General features: G+C 71.0%; 20 protein-coding genes. 7 read left to right on the top strand and 13 right to left on the bottom strand.

Annotated features, from left to right (window positions below; genetic code table 11):
- Positions 1–112: 112 nt before the first annotated feature.
- The 4 genes from ACFPA8_RS20805 (at position 113) to ACFPA8_RS20790 (ending at position 4,327) form a co-directional block, all read left to right on the top strand.
- A complete protein-coding gene (locus ACFPA8_RS20805) occupies positions 113–1,582 on the top strand; it encodes an FAD-binding protein (RefSeq protein ID WP_386450741.1) in 1,470 nt (489 codons plus the stop codon).
- A 16-nt stretch (positions 1,583–1,598) separates the two neighbouring features.
- On the top strand, positions 1,599–2,279 hold the full coding sequence (locus ACFPA8_RS20800) for a nucleoside/nucleotide kinase family protein (RefSeq protein WP_386450740.1): 681 nt from the start codon (positions 1,599–1,601) through the stop codon (positions 2,277–2,279).
- A 243-nt stretch (positions 2,280–2,522) separates the two neighbouring features.
- Positions 2,523–3,326: an SAM-dependent methyltransferase gene (locus ACFPA8_RS20795; RefSeq protein WP_386450738.1), complete on the top strand. Its 804-nt coding sequence runs from the start codon at positions 2,523–2,525 to the stop codon at positions 3,324–3,326.
- 206 nt (positions 3,327–3,532) lie between these two features.
- The gene (locus ACFPA8_RS20790; protein ID WP_386450736.1) at positions 3,533–4,327 is read left to right on the top strand and encodes a MerR family transcriptional regulator; all 795 of its coding nucleotides are present in this window, start codon (positions 3,533–3,535) and stop codon (positions 4,325–4,327) included.
- A 122-nt stretch (positions 4,328–4,449) separates the two neighbouring features.
- Here the strand turns inward: ACFPA8_RS20790 and hemB are convergent, their stop codons facing one another.
- From hemB to ACFPA8_RS20760, 6 genes are all read right to left on the bottom strand, one after another.
- A complete protein-coding gene (gene hemB / locus ACFPA8_RS20785; protein WP_386450734.1) occupies positions 4,450–5,454 on the bottom strand; it encodes a porphobilinogen synthase in 1,005 nt (334 codons plus the stop codon).
- Entirely contained in the window at positions 5,451–7,112 is a 1,662-nt protein-coding gene (locus ACFPA8_RS20780) for a bifunctional uroporphyrinogen-III C-methyltransferase/uroporphyrinogen-III synthase (RefSeq protein ID WP_386450732.1), read from the bottom strand. Before ACFPA8_RS20780 ends, hemB begins: the two co-directional genes overlap by 4 nt.
- Positions 7,109–8,110 carry a hydroxymethylbilane synthase gene (gene hemC, locus ACFPA8_RS20775; RefSeq protein ID WP_386450730.1) on the bottom strand — a complete coding sequence of 334 codons (1,002 nt, stop codon included), beginning with the start codon at positions 8,108–8,110 and terminating at the stop codon, positions 7,109–7,111. Before hemC ends, ACFPA8_RS20780 begins: the two co-directional genes overlap by 4 nt.
- Before the next feature lie 142 nt (positions 8,111–8,252).
- Positions 8,253–9,767, bottom strand: a complete 1,515-nt coding sequence (locus tag ACFPA8_RS20770) for a glutamyl-tRNA reductase (RefSeq protein ID WP_386450728.1) — start codon at positions 9,765–9,767, stop codon at positions 8,253–8,255.
- A complete protein-coding gene (locus tag ACFPA8_RS20765; protein WP_386450726.1) occupies positions 9,764–10,543 on the bottom strand; it encodes a redox-sensing transcriptional repressor Rex in 780 nt (259 codons plus the stop codon). Before ACFPA8_RS20765 ends, ACFPA8_RS20770 begins: the two co-directional genes overlap by 4 nt.
- A 229-nt stretch (positions 10,544–10,772) precedes the next feature.
- Positions 10,773–11,009: a glutaredoxin family protein gene (locus ACFPA8_RS20760; protein ID WP_386450725.1), complete on the bottom strand. Its 237-nt coding sequence runs from the start codon at positions 11,007–11,009 to the stop codon at positions 10,773–10,775.
- A gap of 271 nt (positions 11,010–11,280) precedes the next feature.
- Here ACFPA8_RS20760 and ACFPA8_RS20755 point away from each other — a divergent pair, with 271 nt between their 5' ends.
- The 3 genes from ACFPA8_RS20755 to ACFPA8_RS20745 all read left to right on the top strand — a co-directional run bounded on the left by ACFPA8_RS20755 (position 11,281) and on the right by ACFPA8_RS20745 (position 15,107).
- Complete coding sequence (locus ACFPA8_RS20755; RefSeq protein ID WP_386450912.1) at positions 11,281–12,237, top strand: HAD family hydrolase; 957 nt, start codon at positions 11,281–11,283, stop codon at positions 12,235–12,237.
- A 409-nt stretch (positions 12,238–12,646) separates the two neighbouring features.
- Positions 12,647–13,513 (top strand): ECF subfamily RNA polymerase sigma factor, BldN family, encoded by an 867-nt coding sequence (locus ACFPA8_RS20750; protein WP_386450723.1) that lies wholly within the window; start codon positions 12,647–12,649, stop codon positions 13,511–13,513.
- A 280-nt stretch (positions 13,514–13,793) separates the two neighbouring features.
- On the top strand, positions 13,794–15,107 hold the full coding sequence (locus ACFPA8_RS20745; protein WP_386450721.1) for a DUF5667 domain-containing protein: 1,314 nt from the start codon (positions 13,794–13,796) through the stop codon (positions 15,105–15,107).
- A 121-nt stretch (positions 15,108–15,228) separates the two neighbouring features.
- Here the strand turns inward: ACFPA8_RS20745 and ACFPA8_RS20740 are convergent, their stop codons facing one another.
- From ACFPA8_RS20740 to ACFPA8_RS20710, 7 genes are all read right to left on the bottom strand, one after another.
- Complete coding sequence (locus tag ACFPA8_RS20740) at positions 15,229–16,275, bottom strand: lysophospholipid acyltransferase family protein (protein ID WP_386450719.1); 1,047 nt, start codon at positions 16,273–16,275, stop codon at positions 15,229–15,231.
- Positions 16,268–17,356, bottom strand: a complete 1,089-nt coding sequence (locus tag ACFPA8_RS20735) for an NAD-dependent epimerase/dehydratase family protein (protein ID WP_386450910.1) — start codon at positions 17,354–17,356, stop codon at positions 16,268–16,270. Before ACFPA8_RS20735 ends, ACFPA8_RS20740 begins: the two co-directional genes overlap by 8 nt.
- Before the next feature lie 233 nt (positions 17,357–17,589).
- Entirely contained in the window at positions 17,590–17,688 is a 99-nt protein-coding gene (locus ACFPA8_RS20730; protein ID WP_003948845.1) for a 30S ribosomal protein bS22, read from the bottom strand.
- 151 nt (positions 17,689–17,839) lie between these two features.
- The gene (locus ACFPA8_RS20725) at positions 17,840–18,049 is read right to left on the bottom strand and encodes a helix-turn-helix domain-containing protein (protein ID WP_158677109.1); all 210 of its coding nucleotides are present in this window, start codon (positions 18,047–18,049) and stop codon (positions 17,840–17,842) included.
- Between the two features lie 167 nt (positions 18,050–18,216).
- The gene (locus ACFPA8_RS20720; RefSeq protein WP_386450717.1) at positions 18,217–18,798 is read right to left on the bottom strand and encodes a phosphatase; all 582 of its coding nucleotides are present in this window, start codon (positions 18,796–18,798) and stop codon (positions 18,217–18,219) included.
- 59 nt (positions 18,799–18,857) lie between these two features.
- Positions 18,858–20,039 carry an acetoin utilization protein AcuC gene (locus ACFPA8_RS20715; protein WP_386450715.1) on the bottom strand — a complete coding sequence of 394 codons (1,182 nt, stop codon included), beginning with the start codon at positions 20,037–20,039 and terminating at the stop codon, positions 18,858–18,860.
- Between the two features lie 48 nt (positions 20,040–20,087).
- A complete protein-coding gene (locus ACFPA8_RS20710; RefSeq protein ID WP_386450713.1) occupies positions 20,088–20,741 on the bottom strand; it encodes an HAD family hydrolase in 654 nt (217 codons plus the stop codon).
- Between the last annotated feature and the right edge of the window lie 139 nt (positions 20,742–20,880).

Here is a 20,880-nt window from a genome sequence, read left to right as displayed (position 1 = left end):
CCCGCTCACCCTCCCGGGGGTCGCCCCGCCGAACCGCCCGCCACGCGCATCTGCTTGCAAGTAGCATCCACCGCCTGAGACGCCTTCATCCGCCGGCCCCAGGAGGACACGCATGCGCTCGGAACCGACCAGACGGACCGCACTGTACGGCCTGGCCACGGCAGCCGCCGTCGTCGGATTCGACCCGGCCGCGCGGGCCTGGGCGACGGAGCGGCCAGGTTCCCGGAACGCTCCGTTCCACGAAGTGCCGCCGCTGGACGGGTCGTTGCTCACCGACGACGCGTCACGCGACGCCGCCGCCGAGGACTTCGGTCACATCGTCCACCGCCGGCCCGCCGCCGTTCTCCGTCCCGGTTCGGTCCGGGACATCGTGGTGATGGTGCGGTTCTGCCGCAGCCACGGCATCTCCGTCGCCCCGCGCGGACAGGGCCACACGACGTTCGGCCAGGCCCAGGTCGAGGGCGGCCTGGTCATCGAGACGACCCCGCTGGACCACATCGGGGAAGTCAGCGGCGGCACCGTGACTGTGGGCGCCGGCGCACGCTGGAGCCAGGTCGCCAAGTCCACGCTGCGGCACGGCCTCACGCCGCCGGTCTTCACCGACTACCTCGAACTGTCCGTCGGCGGCACGCTCTCCGTGGGCGGCCTCGGCGGCCAGACCCACCGGCACGGCGCCCAGACCGACAACGTCACCGAGCTCCAAGTGGTGACCGGCGCGGGCGAGTTGGTCCGCTGCTCCCCCACCCGGCACGCGGACCTGTTCGACGCCGTACGGGCCGGTCTTGGCCAGTGCGCCGTCGTCGTCAGCGCGACGGTCCGCCTTGTGCCCGCACCGGAGACCGTGCGGCACTTCCAACTCCCGTACGCGGAACTGGGCGTGTACCTGGAGGACCAGCGGCGGCTGATCACCGAGCACCGGTTCGACTACGTCGAGGGACTCGTCTTCCCCGACGACACGGGCGCCTTCCGCGTCCACGTTCTGGAAGCCGTCGCATACGGCCCTCCTGCCGGGCCCGAGCCGGACGACGACGCGCTCCTGGCGGGCCTGCGGTTCGAACAGGCGGGCATGACCGCGGAGACGCTGGACTACTACACCTTCCTGGACAGGCTCGCCCCCTCCGTCGCGGAACAGAAGGAGACGGGGGTCTGGGACGACCCGCACCCCTGGCTCAACCTCCTGCTGCCCTCCTCCGACGTCGAGGAGCTGGCCTCGGACATCCTCGGGGACCTCCGCCCCGAGGACATCGGGTCGAGCGGCGTCGTGCTGCTCTACCCCCTGAGCCGGAAGGTGCTGCGTACGCCGATGCTGCGGATGCCCTCCGACCCCGTGCCGTACCTGCTTGCCGTCCTGCGCACCGGCCCGCCCGGCGACCCGGCCACCGTGAAGCGCCTGCTCGCCGACAACCGCGCGGCGTACGAACGGGTGCGCGGCACAGGCGGAAAGCAGTACCCGGTGGGTTCCGTCCCCTTCGACCAGTCCGACTGGCGCGACCACTTCGGTCCCGCCTTCCCGGCGCTCGCGGCGGCCCGTCACCGCTACGACCCGTCCGGCATCCTCACCCCCGGCCAGGGCATCTTCTAGGGTCCGCGGAACCGCCTTGATACGCCGGCAGACCGTCCGTCAGCACAGTCGACTGCTCGCGCTCGCAAGGCAGTCGGCCGACGCCGGCGGCCGCCGCATCCTCGGGATCGCGGGGCCGCCGGGCGCCGGCAAGTCCACACTCGCCGCCTTCCTCGCCGATGCGCTCGGCCCGAGCCGGGCCGTACAGGTCCCGATGGACGGTTTCCACCTGGCCGACGTCGAGTTGCGCCGCCTCGGCCTCCTCGACCGCAAGGGCGCCCCGGAGACCTTCGACGCACACGGTTACGCGGCTCTGCTGCGGCGGCTGCGCACACCGAGCAGCGAGACCGTCTACGCCCCGGGCTTCGACCGGGAGTGGGAACAGCCCGTAGCGGGTTCGCTGCCGGTGCCGCCCGACGTGCCGCTCGTCATCACCGAGGGCAACTACCTGCTGCTGGACTCGCCGGAGTGGCGGCCCGTCCGGCCGCTGCTCGACGCCTGCTGGTGGGTGAGCCTGGACGAGGACGTGCGTCTGCGCCGGCTGATCGACCGCCATGTGCGGTACGGCAAGAGCCGGGCCGAGGCCGAGAGTTGGGTGCACCGCTCGGACGAGGCCAACGCCCGGCTGATCGCTCCGGGACGGGAGGCGGCGGACCTCGTCGTGGAACTCCCTCCCGGCGAGCACGGCGCCGGGACCGGGCGGGCGCCCGGCGCGTGACCCTGCGCCCGGCGCGTGACCCGGCGCCCGGCGCGTGACCCGGCGACCGGCGCCGGATTCGCGTCCGAACCACGGCGATTACGTGAGAGCCTCCAGCCTGCGCTTCAAGCGCCACACGCCCCTTGGTACCTTCAACTCGCTTGCACCATGAGCACGTTGACACTCGCGCGGACGCCGGACAGTCCGGCGCACGCCGCCGGTGCTCCTCCGGCGCGACGGCAGAAGAGGAACGGAAGAACAGCGATGACCGGTTCCGGCGCACAGCCTCCCCAGATCGACACCAGCCGAGCGCACTCGGCCCGGATGTACGACTACTACCTCGGCGGGAAGGACTGGTACCCGGTCGACCAGGAGGCGGCCGAGAAGGTCAAGGAGGTCTTCCCCTTCATCGTCACCGGCGCCCGGGCGAACCGCGACTTCATGCACCGCGCCACGCGCACCCTCGCCCGCGAGTACGGGGTGAGGCAGTTCGTCGACATCGGCACCGGCATCCCGACCTCGCCCAACCTGCACCAGGTCGCCCAGGAGGCCGCCCCGGACGCCCGCGTGGTCTACGCCGACAACGACCCGACAGTGCTGGAGTACACCGACGCGCTGACCCTCAGCAGCCCGCAGGGCCGCACCGCCTACGTACACGCCGACCTGCGGCACGACGCCGTCCTCGACGACGCGCGGCTGCGCGAAGTCATCGACCTGGACAAGCCGGTGGCGCTGTCGATGCTCGCCGTCACGCACTTCCTCCCGGACGAGTACCGGCCGCAGGAGATCGTACGGTCGATGGTCGACCGGCTCGCCTCCGGCAGCTTCCTCGTGCTCTCGCACGCCACCCCCGACTTCAACCCCGCGGCCCAGAAGGCCGTCGACGTCTACCGGCAGAGCGGCACCCCGGCACAGATACGCACCAAGCCTGAGGTGCTGCGCTTCTTCGACGGCACGGAGCTGATCGAGCCGGGCCTGACCTCGACGCACCGCTGGCGCCCCGACGGCGAGTCCGGAATCACCGACGCCGACGCCTTCTTCTACGCGGGCATCGGCCGCAAGCCCTGAGCCGACAGGACCGCTTCAGGGGTCCCGCCCCGCTCCCGCCGGGGGCGGTGAAACGCCGCCCGCCTCCGGCCGGCCCCGGCTGCCCCGCTGTACCCGAGGTCCGGGCCACCCGGGCCCATGGGGCCACCCCGTCGGTACGCCCGACGCCGTCAGCCGTGAACCGTGCCGCTTGACCTTGTCGTGGCGACAACGTTTCTACTGAAGGCATGCGCATCGGAGAGCTCGCCGGCATCGTCGGCATCACCACCCGCGCCGTGCGGCACTACCACCGCATCGGCCTGCTGGCAGAACCCCCGCGGCAGTCCAACGGCTACCGGGAGTACTCGCTGCGCGACGCCGCCGAGCTCGCACGGATCCGTCGGCTCACCGAACTGGGACTCAGCCTGGACGAGGTCAGGGACGTGCTCGCCGACGACGTCGGCAAAGAGCTGTCCGAGGTGCTCGCCGAGCTCGACGCCGACCTGGCCCGCCAGGAGCAGGCCATCCGGCAGCGCCGCGCACGGCTGGCGCAGCTGCTGCTTCAGGCCGAGGAAGGGCGGCTCCCGGCCGAGTCCCCCGTCTCCCCCGAGCTCGCCGCCCTCTTCGAGGACATGGCCAGGGCTTCCGCTCGGCTGCCGGGCCCCGAACCGGCCATGGCGGCCAAGGAGCGGGAGCTGCTCGCCCTGCTGGAAACCGGCTCACCGGGCGGCGACCGCAGCTGGCTCGACGCCATGATGCACAGCCTCAGCGCCGACCCGGAGGCCATGCGGCGCGCCTACGAGGTCTACGCCCAGCTCGACGAACTGGCCGAGGCCGCCGAGGACGATCCCCGGGTGGAGAGGACCGCGCGGGCCGTCCTCGACAGCATCCCGGACGAAGTGGCGCAGGCGATGACCGGCTCGGACGTCGGGAAGGCGGTCGAGGACGGCGGCTTCGCGCACGCCTTCTTCGCCGACTTCGCCCCCGCCCAGGCCGCGGCGGTGCGCCGCACGATCGAACTGCTCGAGGAGCGTGACGGGTGAACGCGCTGGGAAGCGCCGACCGCTGGGCCTCCGCCACGCTCCTGCAACTGCACGCCCCCGGTTGTGCGCCCGTACGTGATCGAGGCCGGCGGCTCGCTGCGCCCGCGCCGCGGCGCGAGCCGCTACAGCTTGCCCGCGGCCTCCAGCGCCCAGTAGGTCAGGATGAGGTCCGCGCCCGCCCGCTTGAAGCTGGTCAGGGTCTCCAGCATCGCCGCGTCCCGGTCGATCCAGCCGTTCTGCGCGGCGGCCTCGACCATCGAGTACTCCCCTGAGATGTGGTAGGCGCCGAGAGGCACGTCGACCCGGTCGGCGAAGTCGCGCAGCACGTCCAGGTACGGCAGGCCCGGCTTGACCATCACCATGTCCGCGCCCTCCGCGAGGTCGAGCGAGAGCTCGCGCAGCGACTCGCGGGAGTTGGCCGGGTCCTGCTGGTACGTACGGCGGTCGCCCTTCAGCGACGAGCCGACGGCCTCACGGAACGGCCCGTAGAAGGCGGAGGAGTACTTCGCGGTGTAGGCGAACATCGACACGTCCAGGTGGCCCGCCTCGTCCAGCGCCCGGCGCACGTGGCCGATCTGGCCGTCCATCATGCCGCTGGGGCCCAGCACATGGGCGCCGGCTTCCGCCTGGACGCAGGCCATCTGCGCGTACCGCTCCAGCGTCGCGTCGTTGTCCACCCTGCCGTCCGCGTCGAGGACGCCGCAGTGGCCGTGGTCGGTGGTCTCGTCCAGGCACAGGTCCGACATGACGACGAGGTCGTCGCCGACCTCGGACCGCACGTCCCGCAGCGCGACCTGAAGGATTCCGTCGGGATCGGTGCCGCAGCTGCCGACCGCGTCCTTGTCCTCCTCCTTCGGCACGCCGTAGATCATGATTGCGCCGACGCCCGCCCGTACGGCCTCAGCCGCGGTCTTCTTCAGCGTCTCCCGCGTGTGCTGCACGACGCCCGGCATCGAGGAGACCGGTACCGGCTCGCTGATGCCGTCCCGTACGAAGACGGGCAGGATCAAGTCGGCCGGGTGCACCCGGTGTTCGGCGACCATGCGGCGCATGGCCGGTGTCGTGCGCAGCCTGCGTGGGCGCGCGGCCGGGAAACCCCCCGCGGCGGCGGGGTGCTCGCTGTTCAAGATGTACGTGCCCTCCTCCGGGCCGGGCGCTTCTCGCTCGGCCTCTTCACGGCGTCGCCCGCGGCGACGGCCTCCGCGCGCCGCTTGGCGCCGAAGTCCGCCAGGGCCTCCGCCAGCTTGTGCACCGACGGCTCGGGGGACATGACGTCGACCCGCAGGCCGTGCTCCTCCGCCGTCTTGGCGGTGGCCGGTCCGATGCAGGCGATGACGGTGACGTTGTGCGGCTTGCCCGCGATGCCGACGAGGTTCCGCACCGTCGAGGACGAGGTGAACAGCACCGCGTCGAAGCCGCCGCCCTTGATGGCCTCACGCGTCTCGGCGGGCGGTGGCGAGGCCCGCACAGTGCGGTACGCGGTGACGTCGTCGACCTCCCAGCCCAGCTCGATGAGCCCGGCCACGAGAGTCTCCGTCGCGATGTCGGCCCGCGGCAGGAAGACGCGGTCGATGGGGTCGAAGACCGGGTCGTAGGGCGGCCAGTCGTCCAGCAGCCCGGCGGCGGACTGCTCGCCGCTGGGCACCAGGTCCGGCTTCACGCCGAACTCGACGAGCGCTTTGGCGGTCTGTTCACCGACCGCCGCGACCTTGATCCCGGCGAAGGCGCGGGCGTCCAGTCCGTACTCCTCGAACTTCTCCCGCACAGCCTTCACCGCGTTGACGGAGGTGAAGGCGATCCACTCGTACCGCCCCGTGACCAGGCCCTTCACGGCCCGCTCCATCTGCTGCGGTGTACGCGGCGGTTCGACGGCGATCGTCGGCACCTCGGCCGGCACGGCGCCGTAGCTGCGCAGCTGGTCGGAGAGCGACTCCGCCTGCTCCTTCGTACGAGGTACCAGGACCTGCCAGCCGAAGAGCGGCTTGGACTCGAACCACGCCAGCTGCGGCCGTTCCGCGGCTGCGCTGCGCTCCCCGACCACGGCTATCACCGACTGGCCGCCGTCGGAGGACGGAAGCACCTTCGCGGACTTCAGGACCTGCCCGATGGTGCCGAGCGTCGCCGTCCAGGTGCGCTGGCGGGTGGTGGTGCCCGCGGCGGTGACCGTCAGCGGGGTCTCCGGCTTGCGGCCGCCCGCGACCAGTTCGCCCGAGACGGAGACGACGGACTCCAGCGTGGTCGAGACGACCACCGTGGCATCGCTCGCGCCGACCTCCGTCCAGCATCTTTCGTCCGCTGTACGCGCGTCGATGAAGCGGACGTCGGTGCCGTGGCCATTCCGCAGGGGCACGCCCGCATACGCGGGGACGCCCACAGCGGTCGCGATACCGGGCACGACCTCGAAGGGGATGCCCTCCGCCGCGCATGCCAGCATCTCCCTCGCGGCATCGGCGTCCAGCCCGGGATCACCCGTGACCGCACGCACCACCCGCTTGCCCGCGCGTGCGGCAGCCATGGCAAGATCTGCTGCACCACCCGCGGGCGCGGGGGAAGTTGACGCGTCGTCAGCCTTCCGAAGCGGCGTGTCCACCCCTGCCCGAGCGTGGGTGCGGACGACGTCGTACACCTGGGGGTCGGCCACAAGCACATCGGCTTGCGCGAGTGCCTCGACGGCGCGCAGCGTCAGCAGACCCGGGTCTCCGGGCCCGGCACCGAGAAAGGTGACGTGTCCGTGTGCACCGTAGAGGTGCTGAGTTGTCGAATTGTGGGCAGTGGTGGGGCTCAAAGTGCTCGCTCCCCCATCAGACCGGCCGCACCCTTGGCGAGCATCTCGTCGGCGAGCTCACGGCCCATGTTCTGCGGGACCGTCGTGCCGTCGGCGGATGCCGGTACGGGACCGGTGGTGGACAGCTGCACCAGCGTCTCGCCGTCGATGGTTCCGACGACGCCACGCAGGCGCATTTCGGTGACAGCCTGCCCGTCGCCCAGCAGGTCGGCGAGTGCGCCCACAGGCGCGCTGCAGCCGGCCTCCAAGGCGGCGAGCAGGGTTCGCTCAGCGGTCACGGCGGCCCGTGTGTACGGGTCGTCGAGCTCGGCGAGCTGGACAGCCAGATACGCGTTGGCGGACGCGCACTCGACGGCCAGTGCCCCCTGGCCGGGGGCGGGCAGTACAGCGTCGGGGCTGAGCAGCTCGGTGACCTCGTCGAGACGGCCTGTGCGCTCCATCCCGGCGGCTGCCAGTACCACTGCGTCGAGTTCGCCTGAGCGCACATACCCGATGCGCGTGTCGATATTCCCCCGGATCGGCACCGTCTCCACCTGCGCGCCGAGGGACCGCGCCCAGGAGTTCAGCTGCGCCATCCGGCGGGGCGAGCCGGTACCGACCGTCGCGGCCTTCCCGGTCGTACGCGCGGAGAGCGCCAGCTGCTCGAAGTCCAGGCCGTCGCGGGCGATGAGCACGTCACGGGCGTCCGCGCGTGCCGGGATCGCCGCGACGGTCAGCTCGTCGGGCTGCGTGGTCGGCAGGTCCTTCAGCGAGTGCACCGCGAAGTCGATCTCACCGCGCAGCAGCGCGTCGCGCAGCGCGGTGACGAAGACGCCGGTGCCGCCGATCTGGGCCAGGTGCTCCTTGCTGGTGTCTCCGTACGTCGTGATCTCGACCAACTCGACGGGACGTCCCGTCACCCGGCGCACCTGCTCGGCCACGAGGCCGGACTGGGCCATGGCGAGCTTGCTCCGCCGGGTGCCCAGCCGGAGGGCCGGTGCTGCTGGCGTGTGGGTCATGCGCTCACCTCGTCGTGCCCGTCCGCGCTTCCGCACGGGACGCGTCCATCGTTGACTTGCCCGGCCTGCGAGTGCCGTTCGTGCCTGCCGGGCCCGTGGTGCCGGACCCGCTGTCCGCCGCCTCGCCCTGTGTGGGCCGTACTCATGGCCGCCCGCCCGTCGTCGGATCCGGAAAACGTTCCGGCGTACGTCCCGGAGCGTGCTGTGCTGCGCGGTCCGGCGCCTCTGCGGGCGCGGGAACGCCCTTCGGCGGGACGCCCTCCGGTGCCGGACTGCTGCTGACCGCGGCGACCGCTTGCGGGTCGAGGTCGAAGAGCTCGCGCAGTGCGTCGGCGTAGCCGGCGCCGCCGGGCTCCCCCGCGAGCTGCTTCACGCGCACCGTCGGGGCGTGCAGCAGCTTGTCCACGACACGGCGCACCGTCTGAGTGATCTCCGCGCGTTGCTTGTCGTCCAGCCCTTGCAGGCGTCCTTCGAGCCGCGCCATCTCCGAGGCGACGACGTCGGCCGCCATGGTGCGCAGAGCGACGACGGTCGGCGTGATCGTCGCCGCCCGCTGAGCGGCGCCGAAGGCGGCCACCTCCTCGCCGACGATGCCGCGCACCGCGTCCACGTCGGCGGCCAGCGGCGCGTCCGCGGCCGCTCCGGCCAGCGACTCGATGTCGACGAGCCGGACCCCGACGGTCCCGGAGCGGTGCAGGGCGGCGTCGATGTCGCGCGGCATGGCCAGGTCGAGCAGAGCCATCGGTTCGGCGGACGCACGCGACGAGGTCTTGTCCTGGGCCCGCTGCGCGAGTGCGTCGCGTACGGCGTCGAGTGTGAGGACCAGCCCGGTGGCGCCGGTGCAGGAGACGACGACGTCCGCGCGGGGCAGCTCCGCCGTGATCCCGTCCATCGGCAGGGCGTGCGCTCGGGGGCCGTCGCCGCCGCTCAGCGCGGCAGCGGGTGCCGCGCCCGCTGCGAGCCCGGACGTCAGGCCGGTGGCGAGCCGTTCGGCGCGGTCCAGCGTCCTGTTTGCGATCACCAGTTCGGCCACACCGGCGCGCGCCAGCGTCGTGGCCGCCAGTGAGGACATCGATCCCGCGCCGATGACCAGGGCACGCTTGCCGCGCACCCACTCCCCGACCGGCACGGGACCGGCGAGCTGTTCGAGACCGAAAGTGACCAGCGACTGACCGGCCTTGTCGATGCCCGTCTCACTGTGCGCGCGCTTCCCCGTACGCAACGCCTGCTGGAAGAGATCGTTCAGCAGGCGCCCCGCGGTGTGCTGGTCCTGCGCGAGCGCGAGCGCTTCCTTGATCTGGCCGAGGATCTGCCCCTCGCCGACGACCATCGAGTCCAGGCCGCAGGCCACGGAGAACAGATGGTGGACTGCCCGGTCCTCGTAATGCACGTACAGGTGAGGAGTCAGCTCGTCCAGTCCGACACCGCTGTGCTGGGCGAGCAGGGTCGAGAGCTCGGCGACCCCGGCGTGGAACTTGTCCACGTCGGCGTACAGCTCGATCCGGTTGCACGTCGAGAGCACCGCCGCCTCCGCCGCAGGCTCCGCGCTCACCGCGTCCTGCAGCAGCTTCCCGCGTACCTGCGGGGCGAGTACGGCCCGCTCCAGCACGCTCACCGGCGCGCTGCGATGGCTCAGCCCGACGACCAGCAGACTCATGCAGGCATCACGGCGGGGACGTCCCCGTCTGGTCCGGGCTCGGAGCGCTTGGTCACTGCCGCGGCGGGCGGAGCCGCCGGAGGCGCGGTCTCCTCCTCCTCGGGGGCTTCCTCGCCGGCCTTGCGCTGCTCGTGGAAGGCGAGGATCTGCAACTCGATGGAGAGGTCGACCTTGCGTACGTCCACACCCTCCGGCACGGACAGCACCGTGGGTGCGAAGTTGAGGATCGAGGTGACACCGGCGGCCACCAGCCGGTCGCACACCTGCTGCGCGGACCCCGCGGGAGTGGCGATGACGCCGATGGAGACGCCGTTGTCGGCGATGATCTGCTCGAGGCCGTCGGTGTGCTGGACCTGGATGCCCGCCACGGTGCGCCCGGCCAGGGTGGGGTCGGCGTCTATGAGCGCGGCGACACGGAAGCCGCGGGAGGCGAAGCCCCCGTAGTTGGCGAGGGCGGCGCCGAGGTTGCCGATACCGACGATGACGACGGGCCAGTCCTGCGTCAGTCCCAGCTCGCGCGAGATCTGGTAGACGAGGTACTCCACGTCGTAGCCGACACCGCGGGTGCCGTACGACCCGAGGTAGGAGAAGTCCTTGCGCAGCTTGGCGGAGTTGACCCCGGCAGCGGCAGCCAGTTCCTCGGAGGAGACCGTGGGCACCGAGCGCTCGGACAGTGCGGTGAGCGCCCTCAGGTACAGCGGTAGCCGGGCGACGGTGGCCTCGGGGATTCCTCGGCTCCGGCTCGTCGCCGGTCGGTGATTTCGGCCAGTTGCCACGGTGCTCCTGCCGGTTGCGCGAAGCGGTGAGCGATCCTTCGCCGGGTGCGCGCCCGGACCGCTCCGTCGCGACCAGGCTATGCCTTTGTGAACGCGTGCACAAAGCTGGTGTCCGATTTGTCCGTTCAACGTGACCGGCGCCACATGCCCCGGCAGCAACACGAGCCACTCCTCACGCCCACTTCACGACGGAGCGGCCGGCCCGTGCGCGACGCCCGTGCGCGGCGCCTCAGCCGGCCAGGGCCTTCCGCAGCCGCTCCGGGTCCACCCGCCAGAAATCGTGCTGCGCGCCGTCCACCAGCACAACCGGGATCTGCTCCCAGTACTTCCGGTACAGCTCCTCGTCCTGGTTGATGTCCTTCTCCTCCCAGGCGGCCCCGGTCTCCTCGCAGACCCGGACGACGACGTCCCGCGCGACGTCGCACAGATGGCAGCCGGGCTTCCCGATCAGCGTGACAGTCCTCATACGCGCCATTGTCACGCTTCGCGGACACCACACGGCACGTCCGCCCCGTTTCACATCCGGCATCCCCGCCTCCGGTCCCCTCCGCGAGCCGGCGCCCTTCCACCCGGCACCACGCCGACCTGCGCGAAGCCCCCGTCCGGCCGGTGAGTTGACTCTCCCCTCTCCCCGGCAGCCGCAGGCCCCGGACGCGTCCCGTCCGTGTGCCTGATCGCCCACAGCCGGACACCCTGCCGTAACAGGACCGGCGCATGCGGTGGCTATCCTCGATGGCATGCTCTCCCGCTCCTCTCCCCGACGCGCCTGGGCCTGGCTCGCGCACCGCAGCCGGTCCGCAACTGCGCGCAGTGTGCTGGCGGGTGAGGCTTCGGCAGAGGCCGCCAGGAAGCAGGAGCTGGCGCAGGCCGGGCGCGAACTGCCCGCGGCCGGGCCCGAGGACGAGGTCTTCCCGGTCGTCGGGGACACCCGCGCGGCCGCCTTCTTCGACCTCGACAACACCGTGATGCAGGGTGCCGCCCTCTTCCACTTCGGCAGGGGCCTCTACAAGCGCGACTTCTTCGAGAAGCGCGAACTCGCCCGTTTCGCCTGGCAGCAGGTCTGGTTCCGGATGGCGGGCAGCGAGAACGCCGGACACATGGAGGACGTGCGGTCCAGCGCACTCTCCATCGTCCAGGGCCACAGCGTCAGTGAACTGGCCGCCATCGGCGAGGAGATCTACGACGAGTACATGGCCGGCCGCATCTGGCCCGGCACCCGCGCCCTCGCCCAGGCGCACCTCGACGCCGGCCAGAAGGTCTGGCTCGTCACGGCTGCCCCCGTGGAGACGGCGACGATCATCGCCCGCCGGCTGGGCCTGACGGGCGCCCTGGGCACCGTCGCGGAGTCCGTCGACGGCGTGTACACGGGCAGACTGGTCGGAGAGCCGCTGCACGGCCCGGCCAAGGCGGAGGCCGTACGGGCGCTCGCCGCCGCGGAGGATCTGGAGCTGGGCAGGTGCGCGGCCTACAGCGACTCGGCGAACGACATACCGATGCTCTCGCTCGTCGGCTATCCGTATGCGATCAATCCTGACAGCCGGCTTCGCGGTCACGCCCGCGAAATGGGCTGGCGGCTGCGCGACTACCGCACCGCGCGCAAGGCGGCGAAGGCAAGCATCCCCGCGGCTGCCGGAGTCGGCGCGGTGGCAGGCGGTGCCGCCGCCGCGGTCGCCCTGCAGCGACGCCGGCGCTGAGTCCGCAGAGGCCTCGTCCAGGGCCTCAGCCCGCGACAGCGCCGCCTCAAGACCCGCGCCCTCCCCCCGCGCCCGCTGCACGAACTCACTCTGCGCGCCCGCGACGTGAGGCAATTCAGGCGTCTCGCCCGACCCCCGCTCCCGCCAGTCACGCTTCGGACCTTCGAGCACAACACGTCACTCAAACGACAAACTGCGAACAAGAAGCGGTCATAGAGCCGATCACAGTCAGTGCCAGGTAGGCACCAATGCGTAACACAACCGACTGAACCGGCGATTTCAGCAACTACGCGTAGCACTGTCTGCACGAAGCGTTATTCTCCTCAGACGCAATCGGTACCCACCCGTCCCAATCCGGGTCGAACGGTTCCGTACTGCACGTGATGGAAGCTCTGCCTCTGGGAGTCCCGTGTACCCACACGTCGGGGTTGACGCCTCGGGCCTGGCTACGCTGCGCAGCACGGTCGTTGCCGCTGTCGGCCGGCTATGCGCACTCGTCCCCCACACGTACGCCGTCCCCGCGTTCGCCATGGCCGCACCCGTCCCCGCCGGCCGTCGCCACGCGCTGAACGACCGATCAACGGCGGGCGCCGCCCCCGCGGGTGCGGCGCAGTCGACCGCGGCCGCGGCCCCTGCCGGGAACATCGGCAGACGTACCCGCGGTGGCGCCTCGGGCAGCGCGGGCACCTCGACCGCCCGCCGGGCCCGTCCCGCCGCGACCGACACCGACAGCCGCCGGATGATGGACCTGGTCGAGCGCGCCCAGTCCGGCGAGTCCGAGGCCTTCGGCCGCCTCTACGACCAGTACAGCGACACCGTGTACCGCTACATCTACTACCGCGTGGGCGGCAAGGCGACGGCCGAGGACCTCACAAGCGAGACGTTCCTGCGGGCTCTCCGGCGCATCGGGACCTTCACCTGGCAGGGCCGTGACTTCGGCGCCTGGCTGGTCACCATCGCGCGCAACCTTGTCGCCGACCACTTCAAGTCCAGCCGGTTCCGGCTGGAGGTGACCACCGGGGAGATGCTCGACGCGAACGAGGTCGAGCGGAGCCCCGAGGACTCCGTCCTCGAGTCGCTCTCCAACGCCGCGCTGCTGGAGGCCGTACGCCGGCTCAACCCCCAGCAGCAGGAGTGCGTGACGCTCCGCTTCCTGCAGGGGCTCTCGGTCGCGGAGACCGCACGTGCCATGGGGAAGAACGAGGGCGCCATCAAGACCCTGCAGTACAGGGCGGTCCGCACTCTCGCGCGTCTGCTCCCGCAGGACGCCCGCTGAGGGCACCCCGCACCCGCAGGACCGTCCGGAACTGCCGCTGCCGGCAAGGCCGTTGCAAGCGGCAGTCCGGTGACCTTCAGTGACCCTCACGACGCATGCGGTCACATCATCGTGAGTCCGTAACCCGACTGGCTTGCGGCTCGTTGTGGGAGTTGCAGACTCCCCGCAACCGTGGCGCGCAAGTAGTCACTCACCCTTCCGAGTGAAGACGAGCGGTTTTGCCTCAGACCTTCCAATCGTGCCGGGGAGTGGACCGTGCTGACGAGAGGAGGTGCCGCCCGTGATCGGGTCCGTAGCCACGAGCAGGCGGGCAACCGCCTTCGCCGGGGCCTTGGACGAGCACGAGCTCGAAGAGGCGACGGCGGCCGGCCGAACGGCGGAAGACGGGGGCGCACGTGTCTTTCAGGCCGTCCCTGAACCTCCGCCGGCGACCGGCGGGGGCGGGACTGGCGGAGGCGGTGCCGACACCTCGTACGGAGGTGGCGGCGATTCCGAGCACACCCGGCTCCTGGAGGTCGCGGACAGACTCGGAGAGCTGCCCAGACCCGCGCTTGCCCCGGAAGTGAAGACCGTCCAGCGGGCGCAGCTCATCGCCGCCATGGAGGCCGAGTTCGCCTCACCGGAGGCACGCGCCCGTCAGGTCCCCGAACAGCGGGACGGACGCGGCAAGAAGGGCGCTCACCGCGCACCGGCCCCCGGCCCCATGAGCAAGCTCCGCCCACGGTCCCGGCTGACCAAGGGACTCGCCGCCGGTGGTCTCGGTGTCGGTGTGGCCGCCTCCGCTCTCGGCGGCGTCGCCGCGGCGAGCAGCGAGGCCCTCCCCGGCGACTCGCTCTACGGCCTCAAGCGCGGCATGGAGGACCTCCGCCTGGACATGGCCGACGACGAGGCCAACCGCGGCCTCGTCCACCTCGACCATGCCTCGACGCGCATGCAGGAAGCCCGCCGGCTCATGGAACGGGCAAGAGGCGGCGCCGAGTTGGATTACGAGTCGCTCGCGGACGTACGCCGCGCCCTCTCCGGAATGCGCAACGAGGCAGCCGACGGCCACAGGCTGCTCAGCGCCGCGTACGCCAGGGACGGCAGCATCGAACCGATGCGCTCCCTCTCGTCGTTCCGCGCGGACCACGGGGCGAGCTGGTCCCGGATGAAGGACCGGCTGCCGCCCCAGCTCTCGGACGTGCGCGACGAGGTCAGTTCCGTCCTCGACGCCATGGACGACGACATCGAGCCGCTCGCCGGGCTCCTCGCCGACCCGGCACAGGACGCCCCGCGCACTCCCCGGAAGGACGGTGCGGACCGTACGGAGAAGGGCGGTTCCCCCGAGCCCCGCTCCTCCGCCGGCTCCCAGGACACCCGCGAGCGGGAGGACGAGACGAGCGACGCGCCCGCGCCGTCCGGCTCGACGCCGCGCTCGGGCGAACTCATCGGCGGTGGCGGCCTCCTGGACCCGGACGGGGACCAGCACAGCGATCCCTCCCGCCCGGCCTCCGGCGAAGGCGGGCGCCCGCTGCCGGGCTCCGAGGTCACCCTTCCGCCCATCCTCCCGGAGGTACTGCCCGACCTGCGGGATCTCTCGACGAGGGACGACTGACCGCGCACGCGGGCCCGAGGCCCCTTCCTGTGCACCCGGACGTACGAGACCGGGCGCGGGGAGGGGCCTTCGGCCTGACGCGCCACACCGGGGCGGACCACGGGCCGCCCCGCCGAAGTCCTCAGAAGAACACAGACCTTCGCTGCACGAGCAGCTTGTAGAGCGTGTGCTGGATGGTCTCCCGGATCTGGTCCGTGAGGTTGAACATCAGCATCGGGTCGTCGGCCGACCCCGCCGGATACCCGTCCGTCTCGATCGGCTCACCGAACTGGATCGTCCACTTCGTCGGCAACGGTACGGCGCCGAGCGGCCCCAGCCAGGGGAACGTCGGCGTGACGGGGAAGTACGGAAAGCCCAGCAGCCGGGCGAGCGTACGGGAGTTGCCCACCATCGGGTAGATCTCCTCGGCCCCGACGATCGAGCACGGCACGATGGGCGCCCCCGCCCGCAGTGCCGTCGAGACGAAGCCTCCGCGTCCGAACCTCTGCAGCTTGTAGCGGTCCGAGAAGGGCTTGCCCAGGCCCTTGAACCCCTCCGGCATCACCCCGACGACCTCTCCCCTGCCCAGCAGCGCCTCCGCGTCCTCCGCGCATGCCAGCGTGTGACCCGCCTTGCGCGCGAGCGAGTTGACGACCGGCAGCATGAACACCAAGTCAGCCGCCAGCAGGCGCAGATGGCGCTGAGCGGGGTGGTTGTCGTGGACGGCGACCTGAAGCATCAGCCCGTCGAGGGGCAGTGTGCCCGAGTGGTTGGAGACGACCAGAACCGAACCGTCGTCCGGGATGTTCTCCACGCCCCGTACATCGACGCGGAAGTACTTCTCGTACAGCGGGCGCAGCAGCGACATCAGCACCTGGTCGGTCAGCTCCGGGTCGTATCCGAAGTCGTCGACCTCGTACTCCCCCGTCACCCGCCGGCGCAGGAAGGCGAGGCCCTGTGCGACCTTCTGGTCCCAGGTCCCGCCCGGTACCGCACTGCCGGTCTCCGCGCCCGGACCGCCCGCTCCGGGCTCCGCCGAGTCCGCCGGCCCCGCACCCGGCTCGTGTCCGGAGGCTCCGGCAGCGCCCGCGCCGCCCGAACCCCGTTGTCCGCCCTGCGCGTTGCCGCGGCGGCCACGCCCGGATTCGTCGTCCGGAGAGCCGAACGGGATGACCTTCGCCTCACCCATGCCTTCCGGCCTCCTCGCCCTCTCGCTCTCGTTCTCCCGCAGGAGCGGGACGTACCAGCCCTGCCAGCCTGTCGACAGTGCGCGCGAGAGCCTCCGGCGGCAGCAGCCCCGGACCCTTGCTGCGGCTGAAGGCGTCCAGCGTCTCCGCCGTCGTGTACCGGGGTTCGAAGCCGAGGACTTCGCGCATCTGCACCGTACGTACGACCCGGCCGTGGGTCAGCAGCCGCACCTGTTCCGGCGAGAAGTCGGTCGCCCCGACCGACTGCAGCAGCGTCCTGCCCCACCGGATGGCGGGGAGCAGCAGCGGCACCGTCGGCCGGCCGAGCCGCCGCGCACACTGGGAGAGCAGCAGAGTGCCCTCACCGGCGATGTTGAAGGTCCCCGCGTTGAGGGTGCCGCGCCGCGGCTCACGGGCAGCCAGCCGCAGCACCTCGACGGCGTCGTCCTCGTGCACGAACTGCAGCCGCGGGTCGTACCCCAGCACCGTCGGGAGGACCGGCAGGGCGAAGTACGCCGCGAGGGGAGAGTCGACCGACGGACCGAACACGTGCGCGAACCGCAGCACCGTCACCGACACATCGGGGCGGCGCCGGGCGAACCCCCGTACGTACCCCTCCACCTCCATGGCGTCCTTCGAGAAGCCGCCGCTGGGCAGCGACTTGGCGGGCGTCGACTCGTCGAAGAGCGCCGGGTCGCGGGGCGCGCCGCCGTACACGCTCGTCGTCGACTTCACGACGAGCCGCCGCACCGAGGGCGCCTTCTGGCAGGCGCCGAGCAGCTGCATCGTCCCTATGACGTTGGTTTCCTTCACCGAGCTGCGGTTGCCGCTGCCCGGCACGGCCAGCGGCGTCCCGTGGACGTCCATGTGCACGACCGTGTCGACACCGTGCTCCGCCAGCACCCTGCCGATCTCGGGCTGCCGGATGTCGGCCCGCACGAACTCTGCGCCGCCCATGTGGTGCGAGGGCTGGAGCACGTCCACACCGACGACACGCTCCACGTCGGGCTCGCGCTGCACACGGCGGACGAAGTGCCCGCCGAGCTGGCGGGCGACCCCGGTGACGAGCACGACCCTGCCCAAGATTCCTCCCATGCCGCCCGCTCACGGTCCGTCCGTACTGCGGCTCGACGGCGCGGCTGCGCCTTCCGTGTACCGCCTGTCCTCACTCCCGCCCCCGAAACCGGTCCGTGCGGACAGAACCGGAGACGGACGGGAGACGGGAGGAGCGAGGACAGACGAAACCGCCGCCCTGCCATCCCGCACACCTCGGTGCGGGCGACAGAACGGCGGTCACTTACGTACCCGGCGCTCGCTCACTTCTTGTTGCGACGCTGCACACGCGTGCGCTTGAGGAGCTTGCGGTGCTTCTTCTTGGCCATCCGCTTACGCCGCTTCTTGATAACAGAGCCCACGACTACCCTCGCTCACAAATCATCCCCGCCGATGCGGAGGGAACTGCCTTCACTCGGCGCGGGGCGTCCGAGCCCACACGACCTACATGAGGTCCAGCCTACCCGCCACGGGGTGCAGCTCGTAATCCGAGGGTGGGTCAGCGGGCCACCGTCAGGCGGTCTCCACCCCCACGTACGACTCCTGGAGGTATTCATGGACGGCCTGCTCTGGGACCCGGAATGACCTTCCCACCCGGATCGCCGGCAGATGACCGCTGTGCACCAGCCGGTACACGGTCATCTTGGACACTCGCATCACCGAGGCGACTTCCGCCACGGTCAGAAAGTTGACCTCGTTGAGAGGTCCCTTGCCAGCAGCCATGTCACACCTGAACCTTCCGCACATGTCGGTCACCGGCTTCCCCTTCCGGCGACTCCCGCTCGCATGCGCGCTCCTCCCCAGATTAGGGGCGGGTGATGCAAGTGGGGAAGAGGAGTAGCGATCGGTCTCCTACTGTGACAGACGGGCCCGATTGAGTACATAGCGCGTCAGCAGACGGTAGTAGCCGGACCGCGCAGCGTCATCGACAGGCGCCACCGCGAGCCTTCCGCCGCGCGCGGCCCGAGAGCCGACGGGTCGCCCTCCGTATCGGGCCCGATGGTTCTACTACCCAACTGACCTGCTGCGCAGACTCGTTGGCGACCACCGCCGACCACCTCACGCAGGGGCCCAACCCCCGCCTTCGCGGCAGCGAGGCGCTCACGGTCCGGGAGGTGCGAGCGGGTGTGAACTCCCGGCGCACCACGGCCCGAACGCGCTCCGGCGCCGCGGATCGACGCAGCCCCTGACGCATGGCCGGCGATGAGATGGCGTACGCCGAACCGGGTCGTTATGTCGACACGTCTCCACTGTTCTGATGCGAGAACAGTGCACGACACCGACGAGAGCCCTGGGACGAATGAGGCGTAGCGGCCCAGGAGTCGGCTCGGGTTCCCGCGTCCAGAGCCCGGAATCCGCCCGGCCGGAACGACAGACACCGGATCTCCGGAGCGAGGGGGTCGGCAACTGCCTTGCTTTCCGGACGCGTTCGGGCCCTGGACGATCAGCGCACTCGTAGCGAGTCGCCCCATCGCCCCGGGCGCGTGCCGACGTGAGGCCGGGACGTCCCGCTCCCGGAGGTGCAGACCCGCTACGGCATCATCCCGCGTGCGGGAAAGCTGGCGTTGCGCGTGGCGCGAACCGCCTGGTCGAGCGGATCGGCGGGGTCGTACCCCGTCTCCTCCCACTTGCGTACGACCACGTCCCGGCCGTCCGTCATCCGCCGTGGAGCGTCAGGGCTTCCCGTACGGGCGTAGACCAACTGGCGCCAGGACTCCGGCACTTCCGTCTCCGGCGGCAGCGGCGCGCCCGCGGCGATCGCCACCAGATGCGTCCATGTGCGCGGCACGACGTCGACCACCGCATAGCCTCCGCCGCCGAGCGCCAGCCACCGCCCGTCCGCGTACTCGTGGGCCCAGTCGTGGAGTGATTCGGCGGCGACGCGCTGGGCGTCCACGCTCACCGCGAGATGCGCGAGAGGGTCCTCGAAGTGTGTGTCGGCGCCGTGCTGGGTCACCAGCACCTGAGGCCGGAAGTCCGCGAGCAGTTGGGGCACCACGGCGTGCAGAGCACGCAGCCAGCCCTCGTCACCCGTTCCGGCGGGGAGGGCCAGGTTCACCGCCCCGCCCTCCGCTTCCGGTCCGCCGTTCTCCTCGGGCCAGCCGGTTCCGGGGAAGAGCATGCGGGGGTGTTCGTGCAGCGAGACGGTCAGCACACGCGGGTCGTTCCAGAACGCGTCCTGGACGCCGTCACCGTGGTGTACGTCGATGTCGATGTACGCGACCCGCTCGGCACCCTGTTCCAGGAGACGCGCGATGGCCAGCGCAGCGTCGTTGTAGATGCAGAAGCCCGCCGCCGACGCGTGCATCGCGTGGTGCAGCCCGCCGGCGAAGTTGACGCCGTGCTTCACCTCGCCCCGCCACACCGCTTCAGCAGCGGCCACGGACTGTCCGGCGATGAGGGCGGACGCGTCGTGCATGCCCGCGAAGGCCGGATCGTCCGGCGTGCCCAGCCCGTACTCGCCGTTCGCAGAGCCGGGGTCCGCGGACAGCGTGCGTACCGCGTCGATGTAGTCCTGCCGGTGCACGAGCCGCAGGGTCGAATCCCCTGCCGACTTCGCTGCGGAGACCTTCAGCCCCTTCTGGGCGTCGAGGCCGAGCGCCTCGACGAGCCGCATCGTCAAAGCGAGGCGAATCGGATCCATCGGGTGCCCCGGGCCGAAGTCGTAGTCCGTGACTGCCTCGTCCCACATCAACTGCGCGCCACCGCTCATCCCGACACCGTACCGGGGGCGGTGCCGCACACCGAAGCTGCCCGGCGCCTAGGCCAGCAGCGCCGTCAATTCGCCCATGTCGTCGAAGAGCGCACGTGCACCGGCGGCGGAGAGGCGCTCCCGGGGCGTCATCGCGGCATACGCGTACACGTCCATCCCGGCGGCAACTGCGGCAAGCACGCCCAGGGGACTGTCCTCGACGACGGCACACCGCTCCGGGCGGACCCCCATCGCATCGGCCGTATGGAGAAAGAGATCCGGCGCAGGCTTCCCCCGCCCCACGTCCTGCGAGCTGAAGATGCGTTGCTCGCCGAAGTGTTCGTACAGCCCCGCCTTCTTCAGGGTGACCCGGATGCGTTCGTGACTTCCGGAGGACGCCACACAGTACGGCTGTCCCTCCGCATCCAGCTTCGCCAGCAGCTCGGGCACGCCGGCCACCGGCTCCAACTCCTGCCGGAAGGCGGCGAACACGCGGGCGTGGAAGATGTCGTCGAAGTCCTCGGGGAGCCTCTTCCCGGAGCGCTCCAGCACGACGTCGTGCACCCGGTGCAGAGCCGCGCCCATGTAGTCCCGGATCGATTCCTCGTACGTTGTCGCGTGACCGGACTCGGTGAGAAAAGCAGCGAGCACCCGATTGGAGATCGGCTCGCTGTCCACCAGTACACCGTCGTTGTCGAAGACGACCATGTCATACCTGCCCATGCAGGCAACTGTACGTGGGCATGAGAAAAGCCCCGTTGACGTGGTATCCCGTCAACGGGGCTTTCTCCAAAGATAGTTCGGCGGTGTCCTACTCTCCCACACGCTCCCGCATGCAGTACCATCGGCGCTGAAAGGCTTA

The sequence above is a fragment of the Streptomyces ovatisporus genome (genome assembly GCF_042653885.1).
GTDB classification, from domain to species: domain Bacteria; phylum Actinomycetota; class Actinomycetes; order Streptomycetales; family Streptomycetaceae; genus Streptomyces; species Streptomyces ovatisporus.
This window is presented reverse-complemented; position numbering and strand designations above follow the sequence as displayed.